Origin of the sequence: Marinobacter sp. MMG032, from assembly GCF_040112695.1 — a bacterium.
Taxonomy (GTDB): Bacteria; Pseudomonadota; Gammaproteobacteria; order Pseudomonadales; family Oleiphilaceae; genus Marinobacter; species Marinobacter salsuginis.
On record NZ_CP157802.1, the window covers coordinates 3,070,611 to 3,095,989 of the forward strand.

25 protein-coding genes are annotated in these 25,379 nt (G+C 59.1%); 10 read left to right on the forward strand and 15 right to left on the reverse strand.

Features of this window, described 5'->3' with window-relative positions; genetic code table 11:
- The first annotated feature begins 51 nt into the window (after positions 1-51).
- The 6 genes from ABNF92_RS14030 to ABNF92_RS14055 are packed head-to-tail and all read left to right on the forward strand — an operon-like array spanning position 52 to position 7,000.
- Positions 52-2,061: a TonB-dependent receptor gene (locus tag ABNF92_RS14030; RefSeq protein ID WP_349342480.1), complete on the forward strand. Its 2,010-nt coding sequence runs from the start codon at positions 52-54 to the stop codon at positions 2,059-2,061.
- Positions 2,062-2,098: 37 nt separating this feature from the next.
- Complete coding sequence (locus ABNF92_RS14035) at positions 2,099-3,223, forward strand: HmuY family protein (protein WP_349342481.1); 1,125 nt, start codon at positions 2,099-2,101, stop codon at positions 3,221-3,223.
- 4 nt (positions 3,224-3,227) lie between these two features.
- Positions 3,228-4,301 carry a ChuX/HutX family heme-like substrate-binding protein gene (locus tag ABNF92_RS14040; RefSeq protein ID WP_349342482.1) on the forward strand — a complete coding sequence of 358 codons (1,074 nt, stop codon included), beginning with the start codon at positions 3,228-3,230 and terminating at the stop codon, positions 4,299-4,301.
- The gene (locus tag ABNF92_RS14045; RefSeq protein ID WP_349342483.1) at positions 4,298-5,152 is read left to right on the forward strand and encodes an ABC transporter substrate-binding protein; all 855 of its coding nucleotides are present in this window, start codon (positions 4,298-4,300) and stop codon (positions 5,150-5,152) included. The genes ABNF92_RS14040 and ABNF92_RS14045 overlap by 4 nt, the downstream gene beginning before the upstream one ends.
- On the forward strand, positions 5,142-6,179 hold the full coding sequence (locus ABNF92_RS14050; RefSeq protein WP_349342484.1) for an iron ABC transporter permease: 1,038 nt from the start codon (positions 5,142-5,144) through the stop codon (positions 6,177-6,179). The genes ABNF92_RS14045 and ABNF92_RS14050 overlap by 11 nt, the downstream gene beginning before the upstream one ends.
- The gene (locus ABNF92_RS14055) at positions 6,179-7,000 is read left to right on the forward strand and encodes a heme ABC transporter ATP-binding protein (RefSeq protein WP_305965759.1); all 822 of its coding nucleotides are present in this window, start codon (positions 6,179-6,181) and stop codon (positions 6,998-7,000) included. The genes ABNF92_RS14050 and ABNF92_RS14055 overlap by 1 nt, the downstream gene beginning before the upstream one ends.
- On the opposite strand, the gene trmL is transcribed toward ABNF92_RS14055, so the two are convergent.
- The 5 genes from trmL to traF all read right to left on the reverse strand — a co-directional run bounded on the left by trmL (position 6,958) and on the right by traF (position 12,091).
- Positions 6,958-7,422: a tRNA (uridine(34)/cytosine(34)/5-carboxymethylaminomethyluridine(34)-2'-O)-methyltransferase TrmL gene (gene trmL / locus ABNF92_RS14060; RefSeq protein ID WP_349342485.1), complete on the reverse strand. Its 465-nt coding sequence runs from the start codon at positions 7,420-7,422 to the stop codon at positions 6,958-6,960. The genes ABNF92_RS14055 and trmL overlap by 43 nt on opposite strands.
- 5 nt (positions 7,423-7,427) lie before the next feature.
- On the reverse strand, positions 7,428-8,606 hold the full coding sequence (locus tag ABNF92_RS14065) for an acetyl-CoA C-acetyltransferase (protein WP_069181849.1): 1,179 nt from the start codon (positions 8,604-8,606) through the stop codon (positions 7,428-7,430).
- Between the two features lie 127 nt (positions 8,607-8,733).
- Positions 8,734-9,480 carry a pteridine reductase gene (locus tag ABNF92_RS14070; RefSeq protein ID WP_349342486.1) on the reverse strand — a complete coding sequence of 249 codons (747 nt, stop codon included), beginning with the start codon at positions 9,478-9,480 and terminating at the stop codon, positions 8,734-8,736.
- A gap of 9 nt (positions 9,481-9,489) precedes the next feature.
- Positions 9,490-10,611 (reverse strand): multifunctional CCA tRNA nucleotidyl transferase/2'3'-cyclic phosphodiesterase/2'nucleotidase/phosphatase, encoded by a 1,122-nt coding sequence (locus ABNF92_RS14075; protein ID WP_349342487.1) that lies wholly within the window; start codon positions 10,609-10,611, stop codon positions 9,490-9,492.
- A 178-nt stretch (positions 10,612-10,789) separates the two neighbouring features.
- Positions 10,790-12,091 carry a conjugal transfer protein TraF gene (traF, locus tag ABNF92_RS14080; RefSeq protein WP_349342488.1) on the reverse strand — a complete coding sequence of 434 codons (1,302 nt, stop codon included), beginning with the start codon at positions 12,089-12,091 and terminating at the stop codon, positions 10,790-10,792.
- A 249-nt stretch (positions 12,092-12,340) separates the two neighbouring features.
- Between traF and ABNF92_RS14085 the strand changes: the two genes are divergently transcribed.
- Both ABNF92_RS14085 and ABNF92_RS14090 read left to right on the forward strand, forming a co-directional pair.
- Positions 12,341-12,889 (forward strand): LPP20 family lipoprotein, encoded by a 549-nt coding sequence (locus tag ABNF92_RS14085; protein ID WP_349342489.1) that lies wholly within the window; start codon positions 12,341-12,343, stop codon positions 12,887-12,889.
- Positions 12,890-12,907: 18 nt separating this feature from the next.
- Positions 12,908-14,113, forward strand: coding sequence for a flagellar assembly protein T N-terminal domain-containing protein (locus tag ABNF92_RS14090; protein ID WP_349342490.1), 1,206 nt, complete (start codon positions 12,908-12,910; stop codon positions 14,111-14,113).
- Between the two features lie 12 nt (positions 14,114-14,125).
- Here the strand turns inward: ABNF92_RS14090 and ABNF92_RS14095 are convergent, their stop codons facing one another.
- The 8 genes from ABNF92_RS14095 to yegQ all read right to left on the reverse strand — a co-directional run bounded on the left by ABNF92_RS14095 (position 14,126) and on the right by yegQ (position 22,378).
- Positions 14,126-14,596, reverse strand: a complete 471-nt coding sequence (locus tag ABNF92_RS14095; RefSeq protein WP_069181843.1) for a SufE family protein — start codon at positions 14,594-14,596, stop codon at positions 14,126-14,128.
- Positions 14,597-15,139 carry a putative Fe-S cluster assembly protein SufT gene (gene sufT / locus ABNF92_RS14100; protein ID WP_069181842.1) on the reverse strand — a complete coding sequence of 181 codons (543 nt, stop codon included), beginning with the start codon at positions 15,137-15,139 and terminating at the stop codon, positions 14,597-14,599.
- A gap of 80 nt (positions 15,140-15,219) precedes the next feature.
- Complete coding sequence (locus tag ABNF92_RS14105; RefSeq protein ID WP_069181841.1) at positions 15,220-15,573, reverse strand: iron-sulfur cluster assembly accessory protein; 354 nt, start codon at positions 15,571-15,573, stop codon at positions 15,220-15,222.
- 13 nt (positions 15,574-15,586) lie between these two features.
- The gene (locus ABNF92_RS14110; RefSeq protein ID WP_209400184.1) at positions 15,587-16,840 is read right to left on the reverse strand and encodes a cysteine desulfurase; all 1,254 of its coding nucleotides are present in this window, start codon (positions 16,838-16,840) and stop codon (positions 15,587-15,589) included.
- A gap of 6 nt (positions 16,841-16,846) precedes the next feature.
- Positions 16,847-18,133 carry a Fe-S cluster assembly protein SufD gene (sufD, locus tag ABNF92_RS14115; RefSeq protein ID WP_136631293.1) on the reverse strand — a complete coding sequence of 429 codons (1,287 nt, stop codon included), beginning with the start codon at positions 18,131-18,133 and terminating at the stop codon, positions 16,847-16,849.
- Positions 18,134-18,145: 12 nt separating this feature from the next.
- A complete protein-coding gene (sufC, locus tag ABNF92_RS14120) occupies positions 18,146-18,919 on the reverse strand; it encodes a Fe-S cluster assembly ATPase SufC (RefSeq protein WP_069181838.1) in 774 nt (257 codons plus the stop codon).
- A 206-nt stretch (positions 18,920-19,125) separates the two neighbouring features.
- A complete protein-coding gene (gene sufB / locus ABNF92_RS14125) occupies positions 19,126-20,574 on the reverse strand; it encodes a Fe-S cluster assembly protein SufB (RefSeq protein ID WP_069181837.1) in 1,449 nt (482 codons plus the stop codon).
- 478 nt (positions 20,575-21,052) lie between these two features.
- Complete coding sequence (yegQ, locus tag ABNF92_RS14130) at positions 21,053-22,378, reverse strand: tRNA 5-hydroxyuridine modification protein YegQ (protein ID WP_349342491.1); 1,326 nt, start codon at positions 22,376-22,378, stop codon at positions 21,053-21,055.
- Between the two features lie 157 nt (positions 22,379-22,535).
- Here yegQ and ABNF92_RS14135 point away from each other — a divergent pair, with 157 nt between their 5' ends.
- On the forward strand, positions 22,536-22,892 hold the full coding sequence (locus ABNF92_RS14135) for a helix-turn-helix transcriptional regulator (protein ID WP_014578227.1): 357 nt from the start codon (positions 22,536-22,538) through the stop codon (positions 22,890-22,892).
- A gap of 6 nt (positions 22,893-22,898) precedes the next feature.
- Here the strand turns inward: ABNF92_RS14135 and fabB are convergent, their stop codons facing one another.
- Together fabB and fabA are read right to left on the reverse strand one after the other, a co-directional pair.
- Complete coding sequence (gene fabB, locus ABNF92_RS14140; protein WP_136631290.1) at positions 22,899-24,110, reverse strand: beta-ketoacyl-ACP synthase I; 1,212 nt, start codon at positions 24,108-24,110, stop codon at positions 22,899-22,901.
- 11 nt (positions 24,111-24,121) lie between these two features.
- The gene (fabA, locus tag ABNF92_RS14145; protein ID WP_069181834.1) at positions 24,122-24,631 is read right to left on the reverse strand and encodes a bifunctional 3-hydroxydecanoyl-ACP dehydratase/trans-2-decenoyl-ACP isomerase; all 510 of its coding nucleotides are present in this window, start codon (positions 24,629-24,631) and stop codon (positions 24,122-24,124) included.
- A gap of 223 nt (positions 24,632-24,854) precedes the next feature.
- Between fabA and ABNF92_RS14150 the strand changes: the two genes are divergently transcribed.
- Entirely contained in the window at positions 24,855-25,370 is a 516-nt protein-coding gene (locus ABNF92_RS14150) for an SRPBCC family protein (protein WP_305965769.1), read from the forward strand.
- Positions 25,371-25,379: the final 9 nt, after the last annotated feature.

Here is a 25,379-nt window from a genome sequence, read left to right on the forward strand (position 1 = left end):
AAAATCAAACGATAATCGTTCGCATTAAATTGTGAGTCGTTTGGTTGATCTATGCATTTTCGAAAATCATATCTCTCTCTGTCCTGCCTTTCCCTGGTTGCCATGGTCTCGACGGCAACGCTTGCCGACAACCGGTCGGCCGGTTACCTGAATGAGCTTGTTGTTACCGGAACCCGCACGGAGCGTCAGTTGCTGGATACTCCAGTTCGAACCGAAGTGGTTACGGCCGAAGAGATTGAGAAAACCCACGCTCGCAATCTGAAAGAGGCTCTGGAGAACGTTCCGGGTTTGCAGCTTCGGGAAATCCACGGCAAGCCCGGTTATGAGGTCTGGCTCCAGGGCGTTGAATCCGATCGGGTGCTGGTTCTGATTGACGGTTTGCCGATGACGGCCACAACCGGGTCGACTGTCGATGTCAGCCAGTTGTCCGTGCTCGATATCGAGCGGGTGGAAGTGGTCAAGGGCGCCGTCTCTGCCCAGTATGGCAGTTCTGGTATCGGTGGCGTGGTGAATGTTATCACTCGGCCGCCAGCGCCGGGGCTCTCCGGTCAGTTCACCACCGATGCAGGTACCTATGGTGACCAGAATCCCTCGGGCGATGAAGCCGACCCCGCCCGATATTCGGCCCGAGCCACGGTCCAGGGGGGGAGCGAAGAATTCGCCCTGCGGTTGTCCGCGTCACACCAACATTCCGATGGTATCGACCCGGAGCCGGATACCTGGGCAAGGCCCGGCGATGAATACGATCGTACCGATCTCAGTTTCCGCACCGACTGGTCCCCGAACGAAGACCATCGCCTCAGCGCCGCGGTGGCACGATTCGAGGAGGAGTCCGGATCCCGTTTCACCGAACAGAACCCGCCTTTTGTTATCAATCAGGGCAAGGATGAAACGGTTACCCGTACCCGCTATACCCTCTCTGGAGATCATGGCCGCAACTCTGATCTGCGTGCGGGCTGGTCCGCCGTCCACGAAATCCTCAACGACGATACCTTGAAGTACACCGGCAGCGGAGCCTTTGATGACCGTCGTGCCGAATCTACGTTGTCCCGTTTTTCGGCCCATCTGGGCAAGCCAGTGGGGCTCAGTCATCACCTGCAGGGTGGCATCGATTTAAACCGTGAAACGCTCGATCAGACCAAGGACGGTGCTTCCGAGCTCGGTGCAGAACCTCGCCGACAGCGTGAAAGCCAGGAAGCCTGGGTGCAGGACACCTGGATGCCCAATGAACATCTTGAGCTAGTGCCTGGCGTCCGGTTCCAGAATGACTCCGACTTCGGAACTCACACAGCACCCAAGATTAATGCACGCTACGACTTGGTCCGAACCGATTCACTGACGGGCTTCCTGCGTGGTGGTGTTGGCGCCGGATACCGTGTGCCGAATCTGAAGGAAAGGTACTTCACCTTTGATCACAGCCAGCTTGGCTACGTCGTGCAGGGGACTCCAGGGCTGCAACCGGAGGAATCCATCAGCTATCAGTTTGGGGGAGGGCTGTCCTGGAACCGGTCTGCATGGCTGGAAGCGAACGCCTTCTTGAACGACATCGAGCAACTGATCCAGACCTCACCGGATACTGAGGCCACCCAGGCGCGGAACGACGGCGTTCAGGTTTTCTCCTATGAAAACCTTGCCGAGGCAAGGACCTGGGGGTTCGAGACCACTGCCGGCTGGGAGCCTTCCGAGCACTGGCGGCTCACCGCTGGCTACACCCTGACCCGAACCGAGGATTTGGCGACAGGCAATGAGCTTAATCGCCGGCCAAGGCATCAGGCGCGTCTCGGACTGGATGGTCCGCTCGGGGTAACCGGCCTGTCCTGGAGTGCGCGGCTTAAGTACCAGAGCGAAGAGTTTGTGGATGCTGCTGCGGGAACCGAATCCCCGGGCTATACCACAGCCGATCTGAAGCTGAATTACCAGATTTCCAACCAGTTTCGGCTGTTTGCCGGTGCCGACAACATCACCGACGAGCAGCGCGACTTTTCCAATGCCAGTGAAGATTTCAGACCGGTTGCCGGGCGGTTCCTCTACGCCGGGCTAACGGTTTCCTTTGGCGAATAATGCCTGACCACCAAAAAACGATAGGAAGGAGATATCCATGGATCTTTTCGATACCAGACCCCCGGCCATTGTGCTGGCCGCCCTGGCTTTGACGGCCTGTGGCGGAGGCAGTGACAACTCCATTGCACAGGACGACGCGGATGATGTCAGCAGCTTTTCCGAGCAGTTGATGCCCGCGGCTACGGAGACGGTCTATCTGAATCTGGAAACCGGAGCGATGGTGGAAGAAGGCGATAACTGGCACATCGCTGCCAGCCGGTTGAGCTTCAAAGTAAACAGCGGTGCGTCGGGAACCGGCCGTGTTGGTGGTGCCCTGGCCATCGCCCAGGACGATTTCTACGACGGTAATGGGGATCCCGACCCGAACGTATTTACCAACGCCACCGCCAACTCCGAGCAGGAGCATTTGCTGGGCATCCTCGAGGAACCGGCAAACTGGCAAGAGGATGCCTTTGCCAGCGCGTTCGGGGCGTCCGACGCCTGGTCCCAGTACGATTTCACTACCGGGGTCATCTCCGAACAGTCGGACGTTGGCTATCTGGTGCGATCCGCCGAGGGCGACAGCTTCGCCCGGATGCGGGTTGTCGACTTCAACTTCCCGACCCGCGAGGGGCAGGGCATTGACGATTTCACGCTGGAGTTTGATGTGCAGGCCTCCGGTGCGTCGCAATTCAGTGCCACACCTGTCACATTCACGCCGCCCACAGGCTACGACGGCGGCGATGCGTGCTTCGATTTCGATTCGGCCACTGTTGTTGATTGCGCGACCAGCGACCTCTGGGATGTCCAGGTCGGTTTCTCCGGACGCGACTGGTACCTGAAATCCAACAGCGGCGTGTCCGGCAACGGCAGTGGCGGCGCCTCTGATCCGATGACCTGGACCGAGCTTGCAGCCAATGACAGCGATCCAGGGGTTCCCCAGCTTTACAACACGGACTCAACCGGCGGGGTATTCACTGATAACACCTGGTACGCCTACAACCTGACCGATCAGCACAAGATCTGGCCAAACTTCCGGACCTTCCTGATCAAGGCGGATATCGATGATTCGGAGTCCATGGTCTGGGCGCTACAGATTGTCGGTTACTACGACCAGAACGGAACCAGCGGCCAGCCGACCGTGCGCTGGCTGCCGGTTGAACTTCAGCAGGCGCAGGAGTAACCCCATGCAACAGACAGCGATGGCAACAGGCACGGCAACCGGATCGCTCGCAGCGCGCTGGCGGACACTGCAAAAAGCAGAGCCAAACATGAGGATCCGCCAGATGGCGGATAAGCTGGGCGTCAGCGAGATGGAGCTGGTTCGGCTGCGTGGCGGCGATGCACTGATTCCTCTCAAGGACAACTTCGGGGAACTTCTAAAGGCCCTTGAGAGCGTCGGGCCGGTCATGATTCTGAGCCGTAACAACGAGGTGGTTCATGAGGTTACCGGCACCTTCAAGGATTTCACCAGTGGCAGGTCCGGGGCCATGGGGCTGGCCGTCGGCGAGATCGATATCCGGGTCTTTTTCAAACACTGGGCCTATGGCTACCAGGTGCAGGAACAGGTTCGTTCCGGGTCAAGGGAGAGTCTGCAGTTCTTTGATCAGTACGGCGCTGCGGTCCACAAGATCTACCGGGTTGCCGATACGGATGGCGAGGCATGGGAGCGTCTGGTTCATTCCTTCGCCGATCAAGAGCTGAGGCCGTTCAAGTCTCAGGGCACGCGCCCGGTTCCTCAACGGGTAGCACCAGAAGCCGTCAACACAGAGGTTCTCCGAGAGGGCTGGCGGGAACTCAAGGATGTCCATCATTTTGGTGCGCTTTTGAAACGGGCGGGTACCGATCGTTTGACGGCGCTGGAACTCCTGAGAGGCGAATGGGCGACCGAGCTTGAGCGTACCGATGGCGACGTGCTGGACCGGCTACTGGAGCTGCTTCGGGATAATCAGTGCCCGGCGATGTTCTTCGTCGGCAATCCCGGAATAGTGCAGATATTCACGGGCAAGGTGGCCAATCTGCGCCGCACTGGGCCCTGGATGAACGTTCTGGACAGCGACTTCAACCTCCATGCCAACACCGAAGCAATCCGGCGCTGGTGGCTGGTCCGCCGCCCCTCTGCAGACGGGATTATCACCTCAGTAGAAGCCTTTAACGCCGACGGTGAGCTGGTGTTGACCGTGTTTGGTGAGCGCAAGCCCGGCATCCCGGAATCCGAACTCTGGCGGGAGCAGGCGGCGACCCTGGAGGCTTTGTCATGATATCGAGGGTTCTTGGGTGGTTCCTGTTGGCTACTGCAATCGCGTCTCCCGCCCAGGCGGGGGATTCGCCGCGGGTTGTGACGGCTGACGGAGCAATTACCGAGATTGTGTACCGACTGGGCATGGAGTCATTGCTGGTAGGCGTAGATACAACCAGCGGCTATCCGGAACAGACCGACTCGCTGCCCAAAATTGGCTATCTGCGGGCGTTACCTTTTGAAGGGGTGCTCGCACTCAAGCCGGATCTGCTGATTACCTCCGAGCAGGCCGCTCCGGAAGAAAACCTGGAGCGACTGGCCAGGGCTGGTGTTCAGGTCGAGAAACTGTCGTCGGCAAGAACACCGGATGCTGCGTTGGAGCGCATTGTTACCGTGGGCGAATTGCTGGGCCAACAGGAGCGGGCACAGACCCTGGCCTCCGAGCTTCGGTTGCAGATCAACCGTATCCAGCAGGCATCGCAATCCCGGGGAAGCCGGCCGAAGGTGCTGTTCATTCTTGCGGCTGGCAATCACTCGGTGATGCTGGCGGGCGAAGAAACCGCTGCTTCAGCACTGCTGGATACCGTTGGCGCGGACAATGCGGTGTCCGGCCTGAAGGGCTACAAGCCGGTCAATAGGGAGGCCATCCTGGCTTCCCAACCGGATGCCATCGTGATTGCCGAGTCTACGCCGGGCCAGTTTGCCATCGGGTCCTGGCCGGAGGTGGAGCGCCTCGACGCCTGGCAGAGCGGGCACCGGCTGGTAGCAGACGGAATGCTGTTGCTAGGGTTTGGCCCGAGGTTGCCCGATGCCATGGCTGCGGTAAGCGAAGTATTGCCTGCATCCTCCAACGTGCCAGCCAATGATTCGTGACGCCGCGGGCCGGTTCGGTTTTACGCCGTCACTGGTGGTCGGGTTACTGGCTGCCGTGCTCGTTGCCCTGGTGTCCGTTACCAGTGGCGCCTATCCGCTGGCATTCACCGATATCCTGAGTGTGATCACCGGTCGGGAAGCGAGCGATCCGGTGGCTTCGATGGTGCTGCTGGAAGTACGGATGCCGAGATTCCTGCTCGGGTTTCTGGTCGGAGCGGTGCTGGCAGTCTCAGGCGCCCTGCTGCAGGGACTGTTTCGCAACCCTCTGGCCGACCCGGGGCTGATAGGGGTCTCTGCCGGCGCTTCCCTGGCGGCCATTGCGGTGATCGTGCTGGGTAATACCTGGCTTGGCGGTTGGCTGGCCATGACCGGCGAATGGGCCTTACCCATCGCTGCGTTTCTTGGGGGCAGCGGTACGGTGTTGCTGGCCTGGCGCATTGCCAACCGCTCGGGCCAGACCGCCGTGGCAACTCTGCTGCTGGCGGGGATTGCAATCAACGCCGTAGCGGGCGCCGCCACCGGGTTGCTGACTTTCTATGCCAATGACGAGGAGCTGCGTTCGCTAACGTTCTGGACCATGGGCAGTCTCGGCCATGCCGACTGGGATGACTTGCTGGTTGGGGCTCCGTTCATGCTGTTGGCGTTATTGGCTGCACCGTTGCTGGCCCGTCCATTGGATGCGTTTTTGCTTGGCGAATCAGTGGTCGGGCACCTGGGCTATCGCACCGATACCGTCAAGAAAGTCGCCATTCTGGTGGTCGGTCTGGGTGTTGGAGCGGCCGTTGCGGTCAGTGGGCTTATCGGGTTTGTCGGGCTGGTGGTGCCCCACCTGGTTCGCCAGTTACTTGGTGCCAGTCATCGGGTGGTGTTACCCCTCAGTGCCCTTGTGGGCGGCACACTTCTGGTGGCGGCGGATTCCCTGGCAAGGGTGGTTGTAGCGCCGGCGGAACTTCCCATTGGCCTGATGATGGCGCTGATCGGCGGCCCCTTCTTCCTGGCGCTTCTGTTGAGGACAAAGGTTATCTGATGGTTCTCTGCGTAAACAATGTCCAAATATCCGTTGAGCGATCAAGGATTGTCCACGGCATGGATTGCCAGTTGGCTGCAGGGGAGCTGTTGATGCTCCTGGGCCCGAACGGCGCCGGCAAGTCGACCTTGCTCAAGGCCATCAGCGGCGATCTGCCCTACATCGGCAACGTGATGCTTTCCGGGCGGGAACTCGGGTATTGGCGCCCGGAGCGGTTGGCCCGTCAACGCGCCGTCATGCCCCAGCGGGTGGAGGTGAATTTTCCGCTAACGGTCGAGGAGGTGGTGCAGCTGGGTCGCCCCGGAGCAGCCCGGCGTGGCAGTGATCCGGCGGTGGAGCGGTTGCTGAACGAACTGGATATTGCTCACCTGAAGCATCGGCTCGTCCCGGGACTGTCCGGAGGCGAGCAGCAGCGGTTGCAGCTGGCACGGGTGCTGGCCCAGATCATCGACAGCCCGGGCGACCGGTTGTTGTTGCTGGACGAATGCACCTCCGCCCTGGACCCGGCCCATCAGCAATTGGTGCTGGATCTGGTCCGACGTCTGGCCAAAGAAGAGGGTGTGGCGGTTCTGGCGGTTGTCCACGATCTGAATCTGGCGGCCCAGTTTGCAGATCGGCTGCTGTTGATGAAGGCGGGCCATCTTGTTCAGGAGGGCTCTGCGTGGGAAGTGCTCACGCCTGACCTGCTTGAAACGGTTTACGGCTTTGCCGCACGGGTTGTGGAGCTTGAGGAGGGCTACCCGATGGTGGTGCCACGGCGCAGCGGGCTCTCGGGCACCTACACCGCGCCCTGGAATCCCAGTTGCCGCCAGGCCTCGTAAACCACCAGGGCCGCGGTGTTGGAAAGGTTCAGGCTGCGGCTCTCCGGCTGCATGGGAACCCGCAGGCGATGCTCGGGCTGCAGGCCTTCGCGAACTTCCGCAGGGAGGCCACGGGTTTCCGGGCCGAACATCAGGTAGTCGCCTTCCTGATACTGCACCTGATGGTAGTGAGTGCTGCCTTTGGTGGTCAGGCCGAACAGGCGTTGCGGTTGCTCGCTGGCGAGAAAGTCCCGGTAATTCCGGTGAATCCTTACCGACGCGTATTCGCTGTAGTCCAGCCCGGCCCGCCGCATCTGCTTGTCTTCCAGGTTAAAACCCAGCGGTTCAATCAGATGCAGCTGACAACCGGTGTTGGCGCACAGCCGGATAACATTGCCGGTATTCGGCGGTATCTCCGGCTCGTACAGGACCACGTGGAGCATGAAGCTTAGCGCTCGACAGCCAGGGCAACGCCCATGCCGCCACCGATGCACAGTGTGGCCAGACCCTTGTGAGCGTCGCGGCGAACCATTTCATGCAGCAGGGAGACCAGGATACGACAGCCGGAGGCGCCGATGGGATGGCCCAGGGCAATGGCGCCGCCATTCACGTTTACCTTGCTGGTATCCCAGCCCATGTCGCGATTGACGGAAATGGCCTGGGCGGCAAAGGCTTCGTTGGCTTCCACCAGGTCCAGGTCATCCACGCTCCAGCCTGCGAGTTTCAGGCAGCGCTGGCTGGCAGGGATCGGGCCGGTGCCCATGATGGTCGGGTCCACGCCGGCGTTGGCATGGGCCTTGATGGTGGCAATCGGAGTCAGTCCCAGCTCTTTTGCCTTTTCGGCACTGCAGACCATCACGGCGGCGGCGCCATCGTTCAGGGAGGAGGCGTTGCCGGCGGTCACCGTGCCGTCCTTCTTGAACGCTGCACGCAGGTTACCCAGGCTCTCGGCGGTCACGCCATCGCGCGGCCCTTCATCGCGGTCTACCACGATCGGGTCACCTTTGCGCTGGGGGATGGAGACCGGAACAATCTGGCCATCGAAGTAGCCGGCATTGCGGGCTGCTGCGGCTTTCTGCTGGGACGCCGCAGCAAACTCGTCCTGTTCGTCACGGCTGATACCGTATTTCTCGACGATGTTCTCGGCGGTAATGCCCATATGGTAATCGTTGAAGGCATCCCAAAGGCCGTCCTTGATCATGGTATCCACCATGGACCAGTTGCCCATACGCTGGCCGTTGCGGCTGTTAGGCAACACGTGCGGCGCCTGGCTCATGCTTTCCTGGCCGCCGGCAATCATCAGTTCGGCGTCGCCGCAGCGAATCGCCTGTACCGCCATATGCACGGCCTTCAGGCCGGAACCGCAGACCTTGTTGATGGTCATTGCAGGTACGGAGGCAGGAATGCCGGCGTTGATGGCAGACTGGCGAGCGGGGTTCTGGCCGCAACCGGCGGTCAGCACCTGGCCGAGCACCACTTCGTTGATCTGGTCGCCGGCGACGCCGGTTTCTTCAAGGATTGCCTTGATCACAGCGGTTCCCAGCTGGTCTGCGCTCAGGCTGGAGAGACCTCCGCCAAAGGTTCCGATAGCAGTACGGCGGGCGGCAACAATAACGACATCACGCATGGGAAATCTCCGGATCAGAGGCACGCGGGGAAGCAGGCCCGGCGCGTGCAGGATTGAAATCTGCCGGCATTGTATCCGGAAAGCTTCGCCCGGCCAAAGTAGGCAGCCTTGGAGGCCACTGTCTGGATTACATGTTCAGGCTTCGGCCACCATCCACGGCGATAACCTGACCGGTGATGAAAGGCGCATCGCAGACCAGGAATGCGATGGTATGGGCAATATCATCAGGATTCCCTGTGCGGGCCAGTGGGGTCTTCTGGAGAATCGCCTGCTGCGCGGTCTCGTCCATTTCGGCCTCGCCCTCTGGCCAGAGGATTGCGCCCGGTGATACACCGTTCACCCGCACGTCCGGTGCCAGGTCTTTCGCCCAGGAGCGTGTCAGGGCGGCGAGGCCGGCTTTACTGGCGCAGTATAGTGGATGGTCATCGATGGGTCTTTCACTGTAAATATCGATCAGATTTACCACGCTGCCGCGGTTTCGCCGAAGTTCGGCCAGGCATTCCTGAAGCAGGAAAAACGGGGCCCTGAGGTTGGTGTTCAGGATGGTGTCCCAGTCGTCTTCGGAGGTGTCCGCAGTCGGGGTGGGGTAAAACACCGACGCATTGTTAACCAGTGCATCCAGTCGGCCCCAGTGTGCGATGGCATCACCGGCCAATCTTTTCACGCCGGCTGTATGGCTGAGATCCGCCTGAAGGGCGCAGGCAGAGTCGGGCCGTTGCCGGTTCAGTTGCTCAATCAGTGACCACGCCTGCTCTTCTCGGCTCCGGTAGTGAATCACCAGGTTCCAGCCTCTTTCGTGAAGTGTCCGGGCCGTCTGTGCGCCAAGACGGTGGGCTGCGCCGGTGACCAGGGCAACGGGTGTGTTGGTCGTCATGGTGGCTCCTCAGTCTTTGGTCGCGGCGATGGCATCGCCGATACGTTTCAAGCGTTCGGTTCGGATTGCGCTGCCCAGCTCCTTGCCTTTGTAGCCCCGGGCGAGGAGAGTTTTTGGGTCAACACCGGTAGCGGCCCCAGAGGCGGTTCGAAGCAGGTTCAGTGGGCCCGACTCGCCGGGAAGGGCGCATTCGAGCACGTTCATCAGTTGCGAAAAGCGCTCCGGGCGGCGCCAGAAGTCCGCCTGGTCCAGCAGGTCCAGCAAGGCTTCGGCTTCAGGGTGCTGAGCATCGATGTTCCTGATTTGTGGCTTGAAGGCTGTAACCAGTCGCGCCAGGTTCTGGCAATCATTTGGGGCTTTCAGTGCCTTGGCTCGTGCCACGGCTGCAGAGTCATCCAGGGGGGAAAGCAGGGCGGCAAAGCGTTCTTCCGTCTGGGCGTCAGATTGGTTCTGGACACAGCCAAGCGCCGCGATCGCAAGTTGAAACACCTTTTCGGGTGCCAGTTCCGGAATGAGTACCTCCAGGGCCCCGCAGTCCCGGAGAACGTCGAAAAAGGCCCGGGGCGCCTTTTCATGCAGTGCCCGCTGAAATTCCTGCCAGACCCGTTCCGGAACCAGGTGATCCACTTCTCCGCTAGCCACCATTTGCTTCATCAGGCCCATGGTCTGATCGCACACGCTGAATCCAAGTGGCTGAAAGCGGGCTGCGAACCGGGCGGTGCGAAGAATTCTCAGGGGGTCTTCGGCGAAGGCTTCCGAGACATGGCGGAGCTTGCGATCTTTTATATCGCTTCGGCCCTTGAAGGGGTCCACCAAGGCGCCGTCTTCGGTTTTGGCTATCGCATTGATGGTCAGATCCCGTCGCCGCAAGTCCTGCTCGAGGGTGACATCCGGTGCGCTATAAACAGTAAAACCGTGGTAGCCGCGCCCCTCTTTGCGTTCGGTGCGAGCCAGGGCATATTCTTCCCGGGTGCGGGGGTGCAGAAAGACCGGAAAGTCCGCGCCCACCTGTTTGAACCCCTTGGCAAGCATTTCCTTTGGTGTCGCGCCGACCACCACCCAGTCCCGGTCCTTGACCTCAAGGCCGAGTAATTCGTCACGAACGGCACCGCCAACCAGATAGGCCTGCATGGAATGTCTGATTCCTTTCGGGGGAGTGTGTCGGTGGATTATCCGGTTCCAGGGCAGGGCAGGCAAACCTGTAACACGACAGGCCATAAAAAAGCCCGCCCGTGATAGCCATGGGCGGGCTTTAATCGGAAGTTGGAGGCAGATCAAACCTTCATCTGCTTCCTCTTTCAGTTTTTGATCAGAACGCGGTGCCAAGCTCCAGGGCTGCGCCCACATCCGCATCGCTGTAGAGGGCGCCGAGATCAAGGCGGACGCCAACAATGTTCAGGCCAAGACCGGCGGTGAACTGGGTTTTCTCTTCAATGCCGTCGTTGTCATCGTTGCTGGCCATGTTGTGGCGAACGCCAAACCGAAGCTGGGCGTAACGGAAGGCATCGAATTCGGCGCCGAGGGCTGCCCACTGGGTGTCGTCCTCGAAGCCAAAGGCTTCCTTCTTGGTCAGGTCAATTTCTGCAGTAACTACATGGTATTCGCTCTTGTGAGCAATGCCAGCTGTAACCATCGGGTCGAGCTTCAGTGTACGAACTTCCTCTCCCAGCAGCGGCCGGCTGGCGGCGGAGTCCAGTTCCATGGGGATCAGGTTTTTAACAACAATACCTGTGTTCCACTGGTTGGAGTTACCGAAGCTGTAGGCTGCACCAACGTCCACGTTGAACCCACTCTTTTCGGTCTGATACTGGTCGCCATCGAATTCGTCATCTTCGAAACCGGAAACCGCCTCGGTGTACTGGAACGTGCGCAGTTCAACGTATTTCGGTGAAAGGCCCAGCTGGAAGCTGTTGCCATTCTGCAGCTCAAAGGAACGCGCAAAGCTGATGCCCACTTCCCCGACGGCGGATGCAAGTATCTGTCCCTGCGATGTCAGGTCCAGGGTGCCATTCGTGCTGATCTGGTCGACGGCATCTTGCACATCCTGGGCCGTTGCGGCGTTGGCAATGTTGTCGAGGGCGGTAATATCCTGATCAGAGACATCACCACGAACCGTCGCCGTCAGATTACCATTGGTGAATACGCCAACCGACAGGGATTGTCCGGGCACAGCCAGAGCCAATCCAAGACCTGCGTTCACTCTCATGGTGTCCCTGTCGAATTCAGTCAGGCGATTGCTCAGATCTGCCGCACCATCCTTAATTACCTGTTCGTCGTCTGTATTCGGATCAAAGCCGGAAACGAGCGATTCCAGATCCGTGATCACATCCTGAATATCGTCTACCTGATCAACTGTTTCTTCTTCATCGGCTGCCCGGGCGTTCACCGAGGGCAGCATCAGCCCGAAATCATCCTGCCAGCTGTGGTGATCCGCAGCCATCATTGCCGGGTTGTCCGAGGGCGCTGTAGAAGGTGTTGCAACCGCCACCCCTGTGCCGCCCATGGCGAAAGAGCGCGCAGACATAAAAGACTGGGGGCTGGCCAGTGTTGATGAGGTGGCAATGGATAGGCCGATGGCCACAGATAGTTTGGTCAGACGATGTCCGGTCATGAAGAATCCTGTCGTGTAAAAAAGCAAAATAGATATGACGTACTGGAAAGGTTAATGCAGAACGTTTTCCAGCACATGACGCATGGGGGTAACGGTTTGTTTTTGATGTGTAAACGGAGGCAGTTTTTTGCCGCTTGGGGATTGCAGAATGAGAGGAACGGACGTTGTTAATCGAAATATCAGTGGTTTAGAAAAACTGGCGTAATTTTTTCATGGTCAAGCGGAAATGATGTTTTCTGGAGACACGCAATGAATCTTCGCTGGATACTCATGCCTCTGTTGGCCACAACAGTCGCTGCCTGTGCGCCGATTGGCAGCCACCAGGGGGATAACGGCAGCCAGCCCCGCCAGGATACGATGCTTGAGCCGATAACGGTGCGGGTGAGCGGTCTGGGGACCTATGAGGATGTTGCGGCCAACCGTTCGGATACCCGCAAACGTCTGATGGCCCGGCGAGCGTCCCAGCTGGATGCTTACCGCAATCTTGTGGAACGCGTATACGGTACCGTCGTGTACGGCAGTTCCACCGTGAACGATTTTGTCTTGCGCAATGATATGTTCAGAACCTACGTCGACAGTTACATTCGGGGAGCGAAGCTGGTCGCCGTGAACGAGCACAGCGACGGCGTGTTCGAGACCGTGATGGAACTGAAACTTGAGCCCCGTTTCCGGGCCTGTGTCGCCGAGGTGGCTGATGATCAGGTGCAGGACCTCTGCCCGATCCCCATGCCGCAGGAGAATGACAGCGTGGGCGATGTGCAGAGCAAGGGCGTGGATTCCCTGTATTACCTTGATTGATCGAGAGTACTGAATGCTATGAAACGCTTGCTGCCACTGGCTGTATTCGGGATTCTCGCCCTTGTTCTGGTCTCGGGTGCCCACGCTGTTGTTCTTGAAGGTGTTGGCCACGCCAATATCCACAACGGAAATCTGGAAGCCGCCCGGGCCGAAGCCCGCAAGGCGGCGATCCGGGACCTCTCGCTCCAGTATGAGGCCCGGGTAAGCACGCACGACACCATGAAAAATGGCGTTATCACCGAATCCCGGATGGATCTGGCCTCAAGCGCCAGAGCCCGGAACGTGCGGATAATTGACGAGTACCAGAGTGGTAACCTGTTACGGGTGATTGTTCGTGGAGATATCAGCGAGAGTCACAGTCAGTGCGGCGCGGGCGATGCCGGCCGGCTGAAAAAGCGGGTCGCGGTGACCGGCTTCCCGATGCTGTATCCGGACCAGGCCAGGGTAGGGCGAATTGACGATGCCGGCGAGATCTTGCCGCAACAGCTGCAACAGCGTTTGGTGGCCCAGGGCGGTCTGCAGGTTTTTGGCGCGACCACTTCAAGAATGTTTACCGACCTGCTGAACGCACCGACGGTTCAGCAGAACGACAATCGATTAAGCAACGTACTCGAGCTGGCCCGTGAAATGGGTGTGCAGTTCGTGGTGACCGGGGTTATTCGGGATCTGGGTGTGGCAGACCCGTCAGCCTGGGGCACTTCTGTGCTGGACAGGATGCAACGGGGCATTGGCGTGGTGGATCAACGCCGTCGGTTCGCGGCTGATCTGATTATATTTGACGGATTCAGCGGTGCGCCTGTCTACCGGCAGAGGTTTGCAACAGCAGCCCAGTGGGATGCCGGTCCGGGAAGTTCTGCCGGATTTGGTTCAGCGGGCTTCCAGAAGACCGCCTATGGACAGGCAGTGAACGGTTTAATCGGGGAAATGGCGGCCGCCGTGACCGAGGCGTTGGCGTGTCAGCCCTTTATTACCCGGATTGCGCGGGTCGATGGTCACGGGGTGACGCTGGAATCGGGGGCTACCGCCGGGCTCAGGCCGGGCGACGAGTTGAAGCTTTACCGGAGCAAGCGCTATCTGGATGCTCCTGAAGATTCTCCGGAGCTACATGACGCCGAGGTCACCGTCACTCTTGATAGCGTTCAGCCCCATTTCAGTCGGGGCACGATGCCGCAGCTCGGCGGCATCTTGAACATCCAGAGAGATGATATCGCGATTATCTGGTAAGGCGGGTAGGTATCAGTTGCTGGCGCCGGCCGCCTCTGCAGCCGCAATATCCCGGATTTTCCCGACCATGGCCCGAAGGCCGTTGCCCCGGGTCGGCGAAATATGGCGGAACAGGTCCAGTTGCTCGAACAACTCATCGATGTCGGTTGCCAGCAGGTCCCTAGGGGTTTTGCCGTTCAGGGCAACCAGAATGATGGCGGCCAGCCCGCGTACAATCATGGCGTCTGAATCAATCAAGAGGTAAAGCCGGCCGCTGTCTTCGTCGAAGTGGTGGATCAGCCAGACCTGGCTCTGGCAGCCGTGAACATAGTTTTCCTCTACCCGGGATTCCTCCGGGAAGGCAGGAAGCTGTTTGCCCAGATCGATGATGAAAGCGTAGCGCTCTTCCCAGTCGTCCAGAAGCTCGAAGCCATCCAGAACGTCTTCCAGGGTGGTGTCTTTGCCAAGGGGGTTGTTCAGAAAGTCCTGTTCACTGGCAGTCATTTACAGCATTCCCAGTTCGAGTTTGGCTTCGTCGGTGAGCATGTCGTTGCTCCAGGGCGGATCGAAAGTCAGCTCAACGGTGACTTTGTCCACGTTGGGCACGTGCTCGAGCTTGGTTTTCACATCCTCGGTAATCACCGGGCCCATGCCGCAACCGGCGGCCGTCAGAGTCATCAGGACGTAGACGTGGTTGCCGTCTTCGGTGCCATTTTCAATCTTGCACTCGTAAATCAAGCCAAGATCCACCACGTTTACCGGAATTTCCGGATCGTAGCAGTTTCGCATGGCTTCCCAGACCTGGTTTTCGTTGACGGTGCCGTCTTCGGGAGTTTCGAAGCTGCTTTCCAGGGGCTTTTTGCCGAGGGCATCGGCATTGTGGCCTTCAATGCGGGCGAGATTGCCATTCACGGCAACGGTAAAGGTACCGCCCAGTGACTGTGTGATGGTCACAAAGGTGTCCGACGGAATCATGATTTCGGTTCCGGAAGGAACAAGGCGGGCTTCCACCTCGCGTTTGGTCAGGACCACTTCCCTTTCTTGCATGCCTGTTCTGGCCTCGCTTTTCTTAAATCTCTGGTGTCGGATTACGCTAGGCTAATCCGACCTACACGTTCAGTGAGGGATTACGCTACGGTAAAGCTCTCGCCGCAGCCGCATTCCGCGGTGGCGTTCGGATTGCGGAACTGGAACATGGAGTTCACGCCCTCGGTGACAAAATCAATTTCGATGCCGTTCACCAGAGGCAGGTGCTCCTCTTTCACGAAGACATCGACACCATCGATGTGGAACACCTTGTCGTCAGCGGAGGCCTCTTCCACCCACTGGGTTTCGTATTTGAAGCCGGAACAGCCACTCTTCTTGATGGCCAGCCGGATGCCCCTGGCTTCCGGCTTTTTCTCAAGCTGTTTGCGCACGTGTTTTACGGCGCTCGGCGTCATGGTGACGGCAACGGTCGGGGTGAAGACTTCGGCTGTCATGATTCCACCTCCATCAGGCAAACAGACGCTGGACTTTCTGCAGGGCGGTAAACAATGTATCCACCTCGTCCAGTGTATTGTAGAACGCGAATGAGGCCCGGGCTGTACCGGGAACTCCATAGAAATCCATCAGCGGCATGGCGCAATGGTGGCCGGTGCGGATCGCAATGCCCTGCTGATCCAGCAGCGTGCCTATATCACTGGGGTGCAAACCGGCAATTTTAAAGGACATGACCGGCACTTTCTGTTTGGCGGTGCCGATGATCTCCATGCCGGGCACGGTTTCCACCAGCTGGTTGGCGCGCTCTAAGAGGGCGGCCTCGGCCGCTTCCATGCCAGCACGGTCCAGGCCGTTCAGGTAGTCGATGGCTGCGCCCAAGCCCACCGCCTCGGCAATCGCCGGCGTGCCGGCCTCGAATTTGTAGGGCAGGGTGTTCCAGGTGGTCCGCTCGAAGGACACCCGCTCAATCATCTCGCCGCCGCCCTGGTAGGGAGGTATTTCCTCCAGCAACTGGGCCTTGCCGTAGAGCACGCCAATACCGGTGGGGCCAAACAGCTTGTGCGATGAGAACACGTAAAAGTCGCAGCCCAGTGCCTGCACATCCGGCTGGTAATGGGGTACTGCCTGGGCGCCGTCCACCAGGGTAATGATGCCGTGCGCCTTTGCCTGTTCAATCAGGGCTGCCACGGGGTTTACGGTGCCAAGCACGTTGGAAACATGGGTGATTGCCAGTACCCGGGTTTTTTCATTGAGCAGGCTGGTGAAGGATTCGAGATCCAGCTCGCCGTCCGGGGTTACCTGAACAGGAACCACTTTTGCACCCGTGCGCTCGGCAATCATCTGCCAGGGCACAATGTTGGCGTGGTGCTCCATGTGGCTCACCAGAATCTCGTCTCCGGCCTTCAGGCGAGGAGCCAGGCCGTTGGCAACGAGGTTGATGGCCTCGGTAGTACCACGGGTCCAGATGATCTCCCGGGTACTTTCCGCATTCAGGAAGTTTCGGACAGTCTCACGGGCCCCTTCGAACGCAGCGGTCGCCCGGTCTCCGAGCGTGTGGGCGCCACGATGGACGTTGGAGTGCATCTCACGGTAATACCGATCCATGGCGTTCAGCACGGCCTCAGGCTTCTGGGCCGAGGCACCATTATCCAGATACACCAGGGGCTTGCCGTTCACCTGCTGAGACAGGATCGGGAAATCCCGGCGAACGGCGTCCACATCAAAGGTGGTGCGCTTGGCTGTGCTTGCCACGGAAAGATCGGTCATAACCGCTTACGCCTCCTGGAATGTCTGTTCGAAGAAGTGGTTCAGCCGGCCCTGGACCGTTTCCCGCACTGCTTCAACCGGAATCTGTTCCACCAGCTCGTTGATAAAGGCCATGGTGAGCAGAACGTTCGCCTCACGCCGTCCGATGCCTCGTGAAACCAGGTAGAACAGAGAGGTCTCATCCAGCTGGCCGATGGTTGCGCCATGGGCACACTTTACGTCGTCGGCGTAGATTTCGAGTTCCGGCTTGGTATCGATTTCTGCCCCGTTGGACAGCAGCAGGTTCTTGTTGTTCATATCCGCATTGGACTTCTGGGCGTCCTGATGGATATGAATCCGGCCATTGAACACGGCATGGGACTGATCTGCTGCAATATTGCGATAGGTTTCCTCGCTGTTGCAGTGGGCAGCCACGTGCTCAATGGTGGTGTGGTTGTCGTAATGCTGTTTTCCCTGGGTAACAACCACGCCGTTAAGCTTGCACTCGGCGCCTTCGCCTTCCAGCCGAACCTGCAGATCGTGCCGGCGCAGCGGGCCGCCAAAACCGACCGTGTGGCTCTCGAACCGTGAGCTGCGTTGCTGCAGGACACCGGTAGAGCCAATGTGCTGGACATTCTCGCCTTCCATGTTGAGGCGAATGCTGGTGATGTTGGCGCCCTCTGCGACGTTGAACTCGGTAACGGTGTTAACCATGACCGGGGCCGAGCCGCTGGAGATATATTCCTCTACGAGCGTAATCTGGCTGTGACGGCCGGCGTCTACGAAAATACGCGGGAAGGCCGAACCGCTGGCCTCAGCTGTGACTTCGTGAACGATGAACAGCGGCTGGTCGAGCACAGCGTCCGGCTTCAGGCGAATCAGCAGACCGTCTTCAAAACGGGCGGAGTTCAGCCGCGCCATCTGGACGGCTTTGTTGTCCAGGGTGCTGTCCAGACGGTCCGCCAGATCACTGGCCTCCTCGTCGCTCAGATCACCGAAACTCTGGATGCTGATGCCGTCCAAGTCCGGGTATTCACAGGCCTCAGGCATCATCACGCCATTGAGAAACGCGACCTTGTAACCGGGCACTGCCAGACTGCTGCCGGTCTTGCCTTCCGCCGGCAGCGAAATAGCCATCTCGTCGGTCAGCTTCAGGTACTTGCTGGAGTACTTCCAGTTTTCGGTTTTCCGGGTTGGCAACGGCATGTCGACCAACGCGGTACCCCGTTGCTTGCGCAGGGCGAGCAGCGGCTCCGGCAGTGACTGACCGGCCGGATGCAGGAACGCGGTGGAAAGCGTGGGTGCTGGTTTCATTCCGCGACCTCCTTAATTGGCTGAACTGTCGGCAGTTTCTTCATCCTTGATGCCCAGCCAGCCGTAGCCGCGTTCTTCCAGCTCCAGGGCCAGCTCGCGGCCACCGGATTTGATGATCTTGCCGCCGGCCAGCACGTGCACGTAATCCGGCACGATGTGGTTCAGCAGACGCTGGTAGTGGGTCACCATCAGGATGGCGCGGTCTTCAGCGCGCAGAGCGTTTACGCCGTCAGAAACAACCTTCAGGGCGTCGATATCAAGGCCAGAATCGGTCTCGTCGAGAATTGCCAGCTTCGGCTGCAGCAGCAGAGCCTGAAGGATCTCGTTACGCTTCTTCTCGCCACCAGAGAAGCCTTCGTTGACACCCCGCTTGAGGAATGAGGGATCCAGATCCACCTGTTTGGAAATCTCTTTGGCGAGCTTCATGAACTCGGCCGCGTTCATCTCGTCCTGGCCCTTGTGCTGACGCATGGCGTTCACGGCGGTACGCAGGAACTGCAGGTTGCTTACCCCGGGGATTTCCACCGGGTACTGGAATGCCAGAAAGATGCCTTCACGGGCGCGCTCTTCGGTTTCAAGTTCAAGCAGGTTTTCACCGTTCAGGCTGATCTCACCCTCGGTGACTTCAAATGCCTCGTTGCCTGCAAGCACCTGCGACAGGGTACTCTTGCCAGAACCGTTCGGGCCCATGATGGCGTGAACTTCCCCGGCCTTGATTTCCAGGTTGATGCCCTTGAGGATTTCTTTGCCCTCAACGGATGCGTGCAGGTTCTTGATGCTCAGCATTTGTGGCTTCTCTCTATTCTGAAATTCTGTCTGTAAATTTAGACCCTTTCGGTGCCCGTAAAATGTTCGGGGCAGTGGGCGGGGGAGCTTTCCGGGATCGTCAAAATCATGGATGATTTTGTCGAGCGTACAGGGACGTATTCACAGCGTATCCCGGAAAGCTCCCCCGCTTGCTGACCTCCCCGAGGCCAGCGGGGCATAGACGTTTAACCAACGGACCCTTCGAGGCTGACCTCGAGCAGCTTGCCGGCTTCGACCGCGAACTCCATGGGCAGCTCCTTGAACACTTCCTTACAGAAGCCGTTCACAATCATGGACACCGCCTGTTCCGGGTCGATACCGCGCTGGCGACAAAGGAACATCTGCTCGTCGCTCACCTTCGAGGTCGTCGCTTCGTGCTCGACGATGGCCGACTTGTTCTTGCTCTCGATGTACGGGAAGGTGTGCGCGCCGCAGCGGTCGCCGATCAGCAACGAATCGCACTGGGTGAAGTTGCGCGCGCCTTCCGCGCCGGGACCGAATTTGACCAGTCCACGGTAGGCGTTGGAGCTCTTCCCGGCGGAAATACCCTTGGAGATGATCGTGCTGGAGGTGTTCTTGCCCAGGTGAATCATCTTTGTGCCGGTGTCGGCCTGCTGAAAGTTGTTGGTCAGGGCCACGGAGTAGAACTCGCCAACACTGTTCTCGCCACGCAGGACGCAGCTGGGGTACTTCCAGGTAACCGCGGAGCCGGTTTCAACCTGCGTCCAGGAAATCTTGGAATTCTTGCCGATGGCAGCGCCGCGCTTGGTGACGAAGTTGAAGATGCCGCCTTTGCCTTCTTCGTCGCCCGGGTACCAGTTCTGTACGGTTGAGTACTTGATCTGGGCATCGTCCAGGGCCACCAGCTCGACAACTGCCGCGTGCAGCTGGTTTTCATCCCGCATGGGCGCGGTGCAGCCTTCAAGGTAGCTCACGTAGCTGCCTTCGTCGGCGATGATCAGTGTGCGCTCGAACTGACCGGTGTTGGCCGCGTTGATGCGGAAATAGGTGGACAGTTCCATGGGGCAGCGAACGCCTTTGGGCACGTAAACGAAGGTGCCGTCAGAGAAGACCGCTGAGTTGAGCCCGGCGAAGAAGTTGTCGCCATGGGGGACAACCGAACCGAGGTATTTCTGTACCAGTTCCGGGTAATCGCGAATCGCCTCGGAAATGGAGCAGAAAATCACACCGGCCTTGGCCAGCGGTTCCTTGAAGGTGGTTGCCACGGAGACGGAATCGAACACCGCGTCTACCGCCACGCCCGCGAGCTTCTCGCGCTCGTGCAGGGGAATCCCCAGCTTCTCGTAGGTTTTCAGCAGTTCCGGATCCACTTCATCCAGACTCTGGGGCATGTCTTCCTTGCGCTTGGGCGCGGAATAGTAGGAAATCGAGTTGTAGTCGATTTTCGGGTAGCCCACGTGGGCCCAGTCCGGCTCTTCCATCTCGAGCCAGCGACGGTAGGCTTTCAGACGCCACTCCAGCATCCACTCCGGCTCTTTCTTGATGCCGGACAGGCGGGCGATAACGTCTTCATTCAGTCCGGGCTCGAACGTGTCGGATTCGATGTCTGTCACGAATCCGTGCTCGTATTCCCGTTTGATCAGCTCGTTCACCTCTTGGTCGGTGGTCGCCATGATCGTCGCTCCGTATTCTCTCATCGCGGGCTTTCGCCCTTGGTGTCGCCGGCAGCCTCAAGGATGGGTTGCCGATCAGATATCATCAGTTTGTGTGTTGCAGTGGTCGCTCGTCCTGTGAGTACGCCCTGCAATCGCTTTTTGGATGACGGATTGCCCAAGCTGTCGCTGGTAACTGAGCAAAAAAGCAGCCTGGATCCATCGCTTCTGGCGAGCGATTATACAATACCAGAGTAAAATAGTCAGGTATTAATTTGTGCGTGGGGTGATTATACCTTAATCGGCCTTTGGGGCACTAAGGGGGTGGTAATGAGGCTGATAGCCTGGTTCTTGTAGGTCTGGGGCTTTTGAGGTGAGTGCAGGGCGGGGTGAGCGGGAAGCCTCCCCAGACACGCCGTGAACCCATCCATGGGGGCTTGGTGTTGCCATCCCTGGCAACACACAGTCTGGGGAGGCTTCCCGCTCACCCCTCCTCAGACTAATTGCTATGCGCCGAGGGCAGGATTCTGGTTAGGTAGCTGTGCTCCAGAGTCTCTGGAAGATCAGCCGGTTTCGGAATACGAACGGTATGCCCGCTGCCAGGTGCATAGTCCATGGCCTGACCGTTTCGGTTTTCCATGGTGCTGGCGGAGAAGCGGATGTTGCCGGCCGGGCTGATCAGTTCGAGGTGATCGCCCGGGGCGAATTTGTTTTTCACGTCGATGGTCAGCCATTGGTCATCTGTATCGGTGATGGTGCCGACCACCTGCTGGGTGCCGAGGAATGAGGAGCCCTGTTCGTAGGTCTGGTACTCGCGGGGCATGTGGCGGCGGAGGAAGCCTTCGGTGTAGCCGCGGCTGGAGAGGGCTTCCAGTTCGTCCATCAGGTTCATGTCGAAGGGCTTGCCCTGCATGGCTTCGTCGATGGCACGGCGGTAGACCTGGGTGGTGCGGGCCACGTAGTAGGTGCTTTTTGTACGGCCCTCGATTTTCAGGGAGTGGACGCCCATCTTTGCCAGTTCGGCGACGTGCTGAACGGCTCTCAAATCCTTTGAGTTCATGATGTAGGTGCCGTGCTCGTCCTCGTAGGCGGGTATGTAGCCGCCCGGCCGGTTGGGTTCTTCCAGCAGGATTTCTTTTGGCGTCATTTCCTGTACGTCGCTGCCGCCGCAGGTGGCGATCAGGTCGCCGGTCTGGTCGTGGCCGTGCTGGACCTGCTTGTAGTTCCAGCGGCAGGCGTTGGTGCAGGCGCCCTGGTTGGCGTCCCGGTGATTCATGTAACCCGAGAGCAGACAGCGGCCCGAATAGGCCATGCACAGGGCGCCATGCACGAAGACTTCCAGCTCCATGTCCGGCACCCGATCGCGGATCTCGCGAATCTCATTCAGCGCCAGTTCCCTGGACAGGATGACCCGGCTGATGCCCTGTCGGCGCCAGAATTCTACGGTAGCCCAGTTTACCGCGTTGGCCTGTACCGAGAGATGGATCGGCTGGTCTGGCCATTTTTCCCGCACCAGCATGATCAGGCCGGGGTCGGACATGATCAGGGCATCGGGTTTTTGCTCCAGTACCGGTTCCAGATCCCTGAGGTAGGAGCGCACCTTGTCGTTGTGAGGTGCTATGTTGGAGACAAGGTAGAACTGTTTGCCCAGTTCGTGGGCCTGTTCAATGCCGGCGCCGAGGGCTGCAACGTCTTTGAAACTGTTGTTTCTTACTCTCAGCGAGTAGCGGGGCTGGCCGGCGTAGACCGCGTCGGCGCCGTAGGCAAAGGCCGTTTCCAGGTGTTCGGGGGTGCCCGCGGGGGCGAGCAGTTCCGGGGTGTTCATAGTGGCTCCGGGGATTCTGAAAGCGGGGCATTTTGCCGTATGCGGTCGGATGTTCCCTTGATCCTGCTCAAAGGTCGTATTGATTGTTTTCGGCTAACATGTGTACGCTCACGGGTCCGGTATTTCGAGCCGACGCGTTGCAAAGGAGGAGTTCCAGATGGCATCAAAGCCTCTGACGCCAGAGGTGGCGCGGGCTTCGCTGAGTGTCAGGGTCAGTTCCCTGATCAGTGTTCAGCTTGCCCGTGGCAAGGTTGGTGTGGAAGTCGTGGCGTCGCAGCTGCATATGAGCCGTTACACGCTGCACAAGAAACTGAAGCGTGAGGGGCTGACATTCGCCCGTCTGCTTGAGGATGTTCGGCGGCGGCAGGCGCTCACTTATATGCAGGATAGGACCAAGCCGCTGGTGGAAATTGCCGAGCAGCTCGGGTTTTCGGAGTTGAGCGCATTCAGCCGGGCTTTCAAGCGCTGGATGGGGACATCCCCGGCTGAATACCGCTCTGTCAGGCTTTCCTGATCAGGCTCAGACTTTCTTGAACACCAGCGTGGCGTTGGTACCGCCAAAGCCGAAGCTGTTGCTCATCACCAGGTCGAGGTTCTGGTTGTCCATGCGCTCACGGACAATCGGATAACCTTCTGCGCCTTCGTCGAGGGTCTGGATATTGGCAGACGGCGCAATGAAACCTTCACGCTGCATGATCAGGCTGTAAATGGCTTCGTGCACGCCGGCGGCACCCAGGGCGTGACCACACAGGGGCTTGGTGGAGCTGAGCGGCGGAATCTTGTCGCCAAATGTTTCCTTCAGCGCTTTCAGCTCGGTTACATCACCGGCCGGTGTGCTGGTGCCGTGGGTATTGATGTAGCTGATTTCGCCATCCAGGTTTTTCATGGCCTGCTGCATGCACCGCACTGCGCCTTCGCCACTCGGGGCGACCATATCCGCGCCGTCTGAGGTGGCACCAAAGCCGACCAGTTCCGCCAGGATATTTGCGCCACGGGCCTCGGCGTGTTCCAGGGCCTCAAGTGCCAGCACGCCGCCGCCTCCAGAGATGACAAAGCCATCCCGGTTTGCGTCATAGGTGCGTGAAGCCAGTTCCGGCGTGTCGTTGTATTTCGTCGACAGGGCACCCATGGCATCGAAAAGCAGGCTCAGGGTCCAATGGATATCTTCACCGCCGCCGGCAAACATCACATCCTGGCGCCCGAGCGCAATCAGGTCGGCGGCATGGCCGATGGAATGCGCGCTGGTGGCGCAGGCGGAGGTAATGCCGTAGTTAATGCCGCGAATACCAAACCCGGTTGCCAGTGACGCGTTGATCGCGCTGCCCATGGTGCGCGGCACGCGATAAGGGCCAACACGGCGGATGCCGCGGTCGCGATGTGTGTCTATGGAATCCAGCAACTCAACCGTCGACGCGCCACCCTGACCGAAGATAATGCCGGTGGTATCGGCCTTGATGTGTTCGTCGGTCAGCCCGGCCTGTTCGATAGCCTCGCGCATGGCCAGATAGGTATAGCCGGAAGCCGGGCACATGAAGCGCCACAGTTTACGGTCAATCAATTCCGGTAGGTTCAGGTTGATCTGGCCGCAGATGTGGCTGCGCAGACCGTTATCCCGGGCTTCTTCGCTGAAGCCTATGCCGGAACGGGATTCCTTGAGGGACTGGGCGACTTCCTTCTGGTTGGTACCAAGGCTGGAAACGATGCCCATACCGGTGATTACAACACGACGCATCCTGTTAACTCCTAAAAATCATCGGTCGAAGTGAACATGCCAACCCGCAGGTCTTTGGCTGTGTAGATTTCCCGGCCGTCTACTTCCATCCGGCCGTCAGCGATTGCCATGGTCAGCTTGCGCCTGATCACACGCTTCAGATCCAGGTGGTAAGTGACCTTCTTGGCTGTGGGCAGCACCTGGCCGGTAAACTTCACTTCGCCGGCGCCCAGTGCGCGACCCTTGCCTTCACCGCCACCCCAGGCCAGGAAGAAGCCAACCAGCTGCCACATGGCATCCAGGCCAAGACAACCGGGCATCACGGGATCATCAACGAAGTGTACCTTGAAAAACCACAGGTCCGGATTGATGTCGAGCTCCGCTACCAGGCTGCCTTTGCCGTAGAGGCCGTCGTCGTCTGCGATATGCGTGACGCGGTCGAACATCAGCATCTCGTTGATGGGCAGACGCATGGAGCCAGGGAAGAGCTCGCCATGGCCGCATTTGATCAGGTCTTCTTTATCAAAATGATCCGGGTTCATAGTGCCAGTGTCTCTGTTACAAAATGATTTCCTCATACTTTAGCTCGAATTTCACGAGGAGCTATTGACCTTTAGTGGATGATTGCCCGTTTGAAGTTCCCGCCTTCCTTCTGTTCCCACCCGTTTGATGGTCATCAAGGTGGATGCACGTGCCCGCGAATACAATCATCCAGAGTCCGTTTTGCGAAATCCGGAGAGTCGAAACCGGCAAGGAGGACATCGTATGTCCGGGTATGAGGAAACCATCGAAGGCAAGATCCGGCGCAAGGGCGACCGGGTCATGGTATGTCTGGAAAGAGAGACCGGGCATTTGCCGGAACGCGTCTGGGAAATGCTCACCGACTCGGTGTGTCTGGCAGAGTGGTTGGCTCCGGGCACACTCGACGCCCGGCCGGGCGGTCGGGTTCAGCTTGATTTCGGTAACAGCGGTATGCCGATCGATTGCCGCGTGACGGATTGCCAGCCCAATCGTCGCCTGGCCTATTCCTGGAGTTCCGGCGATTCCGCCGAGCGGCCGTTGGTATGGGAGCTTGAGCCCATCGACGAGGGAACCCGTCTGTCGCTGACATTACTGCTGCCCGATGATGAACTGGTGCCCATTGCGTGCGCGGGCTGGGATGCGCACCTTGAAATGCTACTGGCGGCCCTGGAAGGGATCAGTATTCACTTCCCGGCGAGCCGGTTTCGCCAGGCGAGGGCAAGGTTCGAGTCGCTGGTAAGGCAGGAGTTAGCCGCCTGACCAGCAAGC

Bases quoted from the DNA above. Each gene is read 5' to 3' on its own strand.
- ABNF92_RS14135 (WP_014578227.1), top strand. From the start codon at position 22,536: ATGGCATCAAAGCCTCTGACGCCAGAGGTGGCGCGGGCTTCGCTGAGT.
- ABNF92_RS14085 (WP_349342489.1), top strand. From the start codon at position 12,341: ATGAATCTTCGCTGGATACTCATGCCTCTGTTGGCCACAACAGTCGCT.
- ABNF92_RS14110 (WP_209400184.1), bottom strand. From the start codon at position 16,840: ATGACCGATCTTTCCGTGGCAAGCACAGCCAAGCGCACCACCTTTGAT.
- fabB (WP_136631290.1), bottom strand. From the start codon at position 24,110: ATGCGTCGTGTTGTAATCACCGGTATGGGCATCGTTTCCAGCCTTGGT.
- yegQ (WP_349342491.1), bottom strand. From the start codon at position 22,378: ATGAACACCCCGGAACTGCTCGCCCCCGCGGGCACCCCCGAACACCTG.
- trmL (WP_349342485.1), bottom strand. From the start codon at position 7,422: ATGCTCCACGTGGTCCTGTACGAGCCGGAGATACCGCCGAATACCGGC.
- sufT (WP_069181842.1), bottom strand. From the start codon at position 15,139: ATGCAAGAAAGGGAAGTGGTCCTGACCAAACGCGAGGTGGAAGCCCGC.
- ABNF92_RS14105 (WP_069181841.1), bottom strand. From the start codon at position 15,573: ATGACAGCCGAAGTCTTCACCCCGACCGTTGCCGTCACCATGACGCCG.
- ABNF92_RS14070 (WP_349342486.1), bottom strand. From the start codon at position 9,480: ATGACGACCAACACACCCGTTGCCCTGGTCACCGGCGCAGCCCACCGT.
- ABNF92_RS14045 (WP_349342483.1), top strand. From the start codon at position 4,298: ATGATATCGAGGGTTCTTGGGTGGTTCCTGTTGGCTACTGCAATCGCG.
- fabA (WP_069181834.1), bottom strand. From the start codon at position 24,631: ATGAACCCGGATCATTTTGATAAAGAAGACCTGATCAAATGCGGCCAT.
- ABNF92_RS14150 (WP_305965769.1), top strand. From the start codon at position 24,855: ATGTCCGGGTATGAGGAAACCATCGAAGGCAAGATCCGGCGCAAGGGC.
- ABNF92_RS14090 (WP_349342490.1), top strand. From the start codon at position 12,908: ATGAAACGCTTGCTGCCACTGGCTGTATTCGGGATTCTCGCCCTTGTT.
- sufD (WP_136631293.1), bottom strand. From the start codon at position 18,133: ATGAAACCAGCACCCACGCTTTCCACCGCGTTCCTGCATCCGGCCGGT.
- ABNF92_RS14095 (WP_069181843.1), bottom strand. From the start codon at position 14,596: ATGACTGCCAGTGAACAGGACTTTCTGAACAACCCCCTTGGCAAAGAC.
- sufC (WP_069181838.1), bottom strand. From the start codon at position 18,919: ATGCTGAGCATCAAGAACCTGCACGCATCCGTTGAGGGCAAAGAAATC.
- ABNF92_RS14065 (WP_069181849.1), bottom strand. From the start codon at position 8,606: ATGCGTGATGTCGTTATTGTTGCCGCCCGCCGTACTGCTATCGGAACC.
- ABNF92_RS14035 (WP_349342481.1), top strand. From the start codon at position 2,099: ATGGATCTTTTCGATACCAGACCCCCGGCCATTGTGCTGGCCGCCCTG.
- ABNF92_RS14055 (WP_305965759.1), top strand. From the start codon at position 6,179: ATGGTTCTCTGCGTAAACAATGTCCAAATATCCGTTGAGCGATCAAGG.
- ABNF92_RS14040 (WP_349342482.1), top strand. From the start codon at position 3,228: ATGCAACAGACAGCGATGGCAACAGGCACGGCAACCGGATCGCTCGCA.
- traF (WP_349342488.1), bottom strand. From the start codon at position 12,091: ATGACCGGACATCGTCTGACCAAACTATCTGTGGCCATCGGCCTATCC.
- ABNF92_RS14075 (WP_349342487.1), bottom strand. From the start codon at position 10,611: ATGCAGGCCTATCTGGTTGGCGGTGCCGTTCGTGACGAATTACTCGGC.
- ABNF92_RS14030 (WP_349342480.1), top strand. From the start codon at position 52: ATGCATTTTCGAAAATCATATCTCTCTCTGTCCTGCCTTTCCCTGGTT.
- sufB (WP_069181837.1), bottom strand. From the start codon at position 20,574: ATGGCGACCACCGACCAAGAGGTGAACGAGCTGATCAAACGGGAATAC.
- ABNF92_RS14050 (WP_349342484.1), top strand. From the start codon at position 5,142: ATGATTCGTGACGCCGCGGGCCGGTTCGGTTTTACGCCGTCACTGGTG.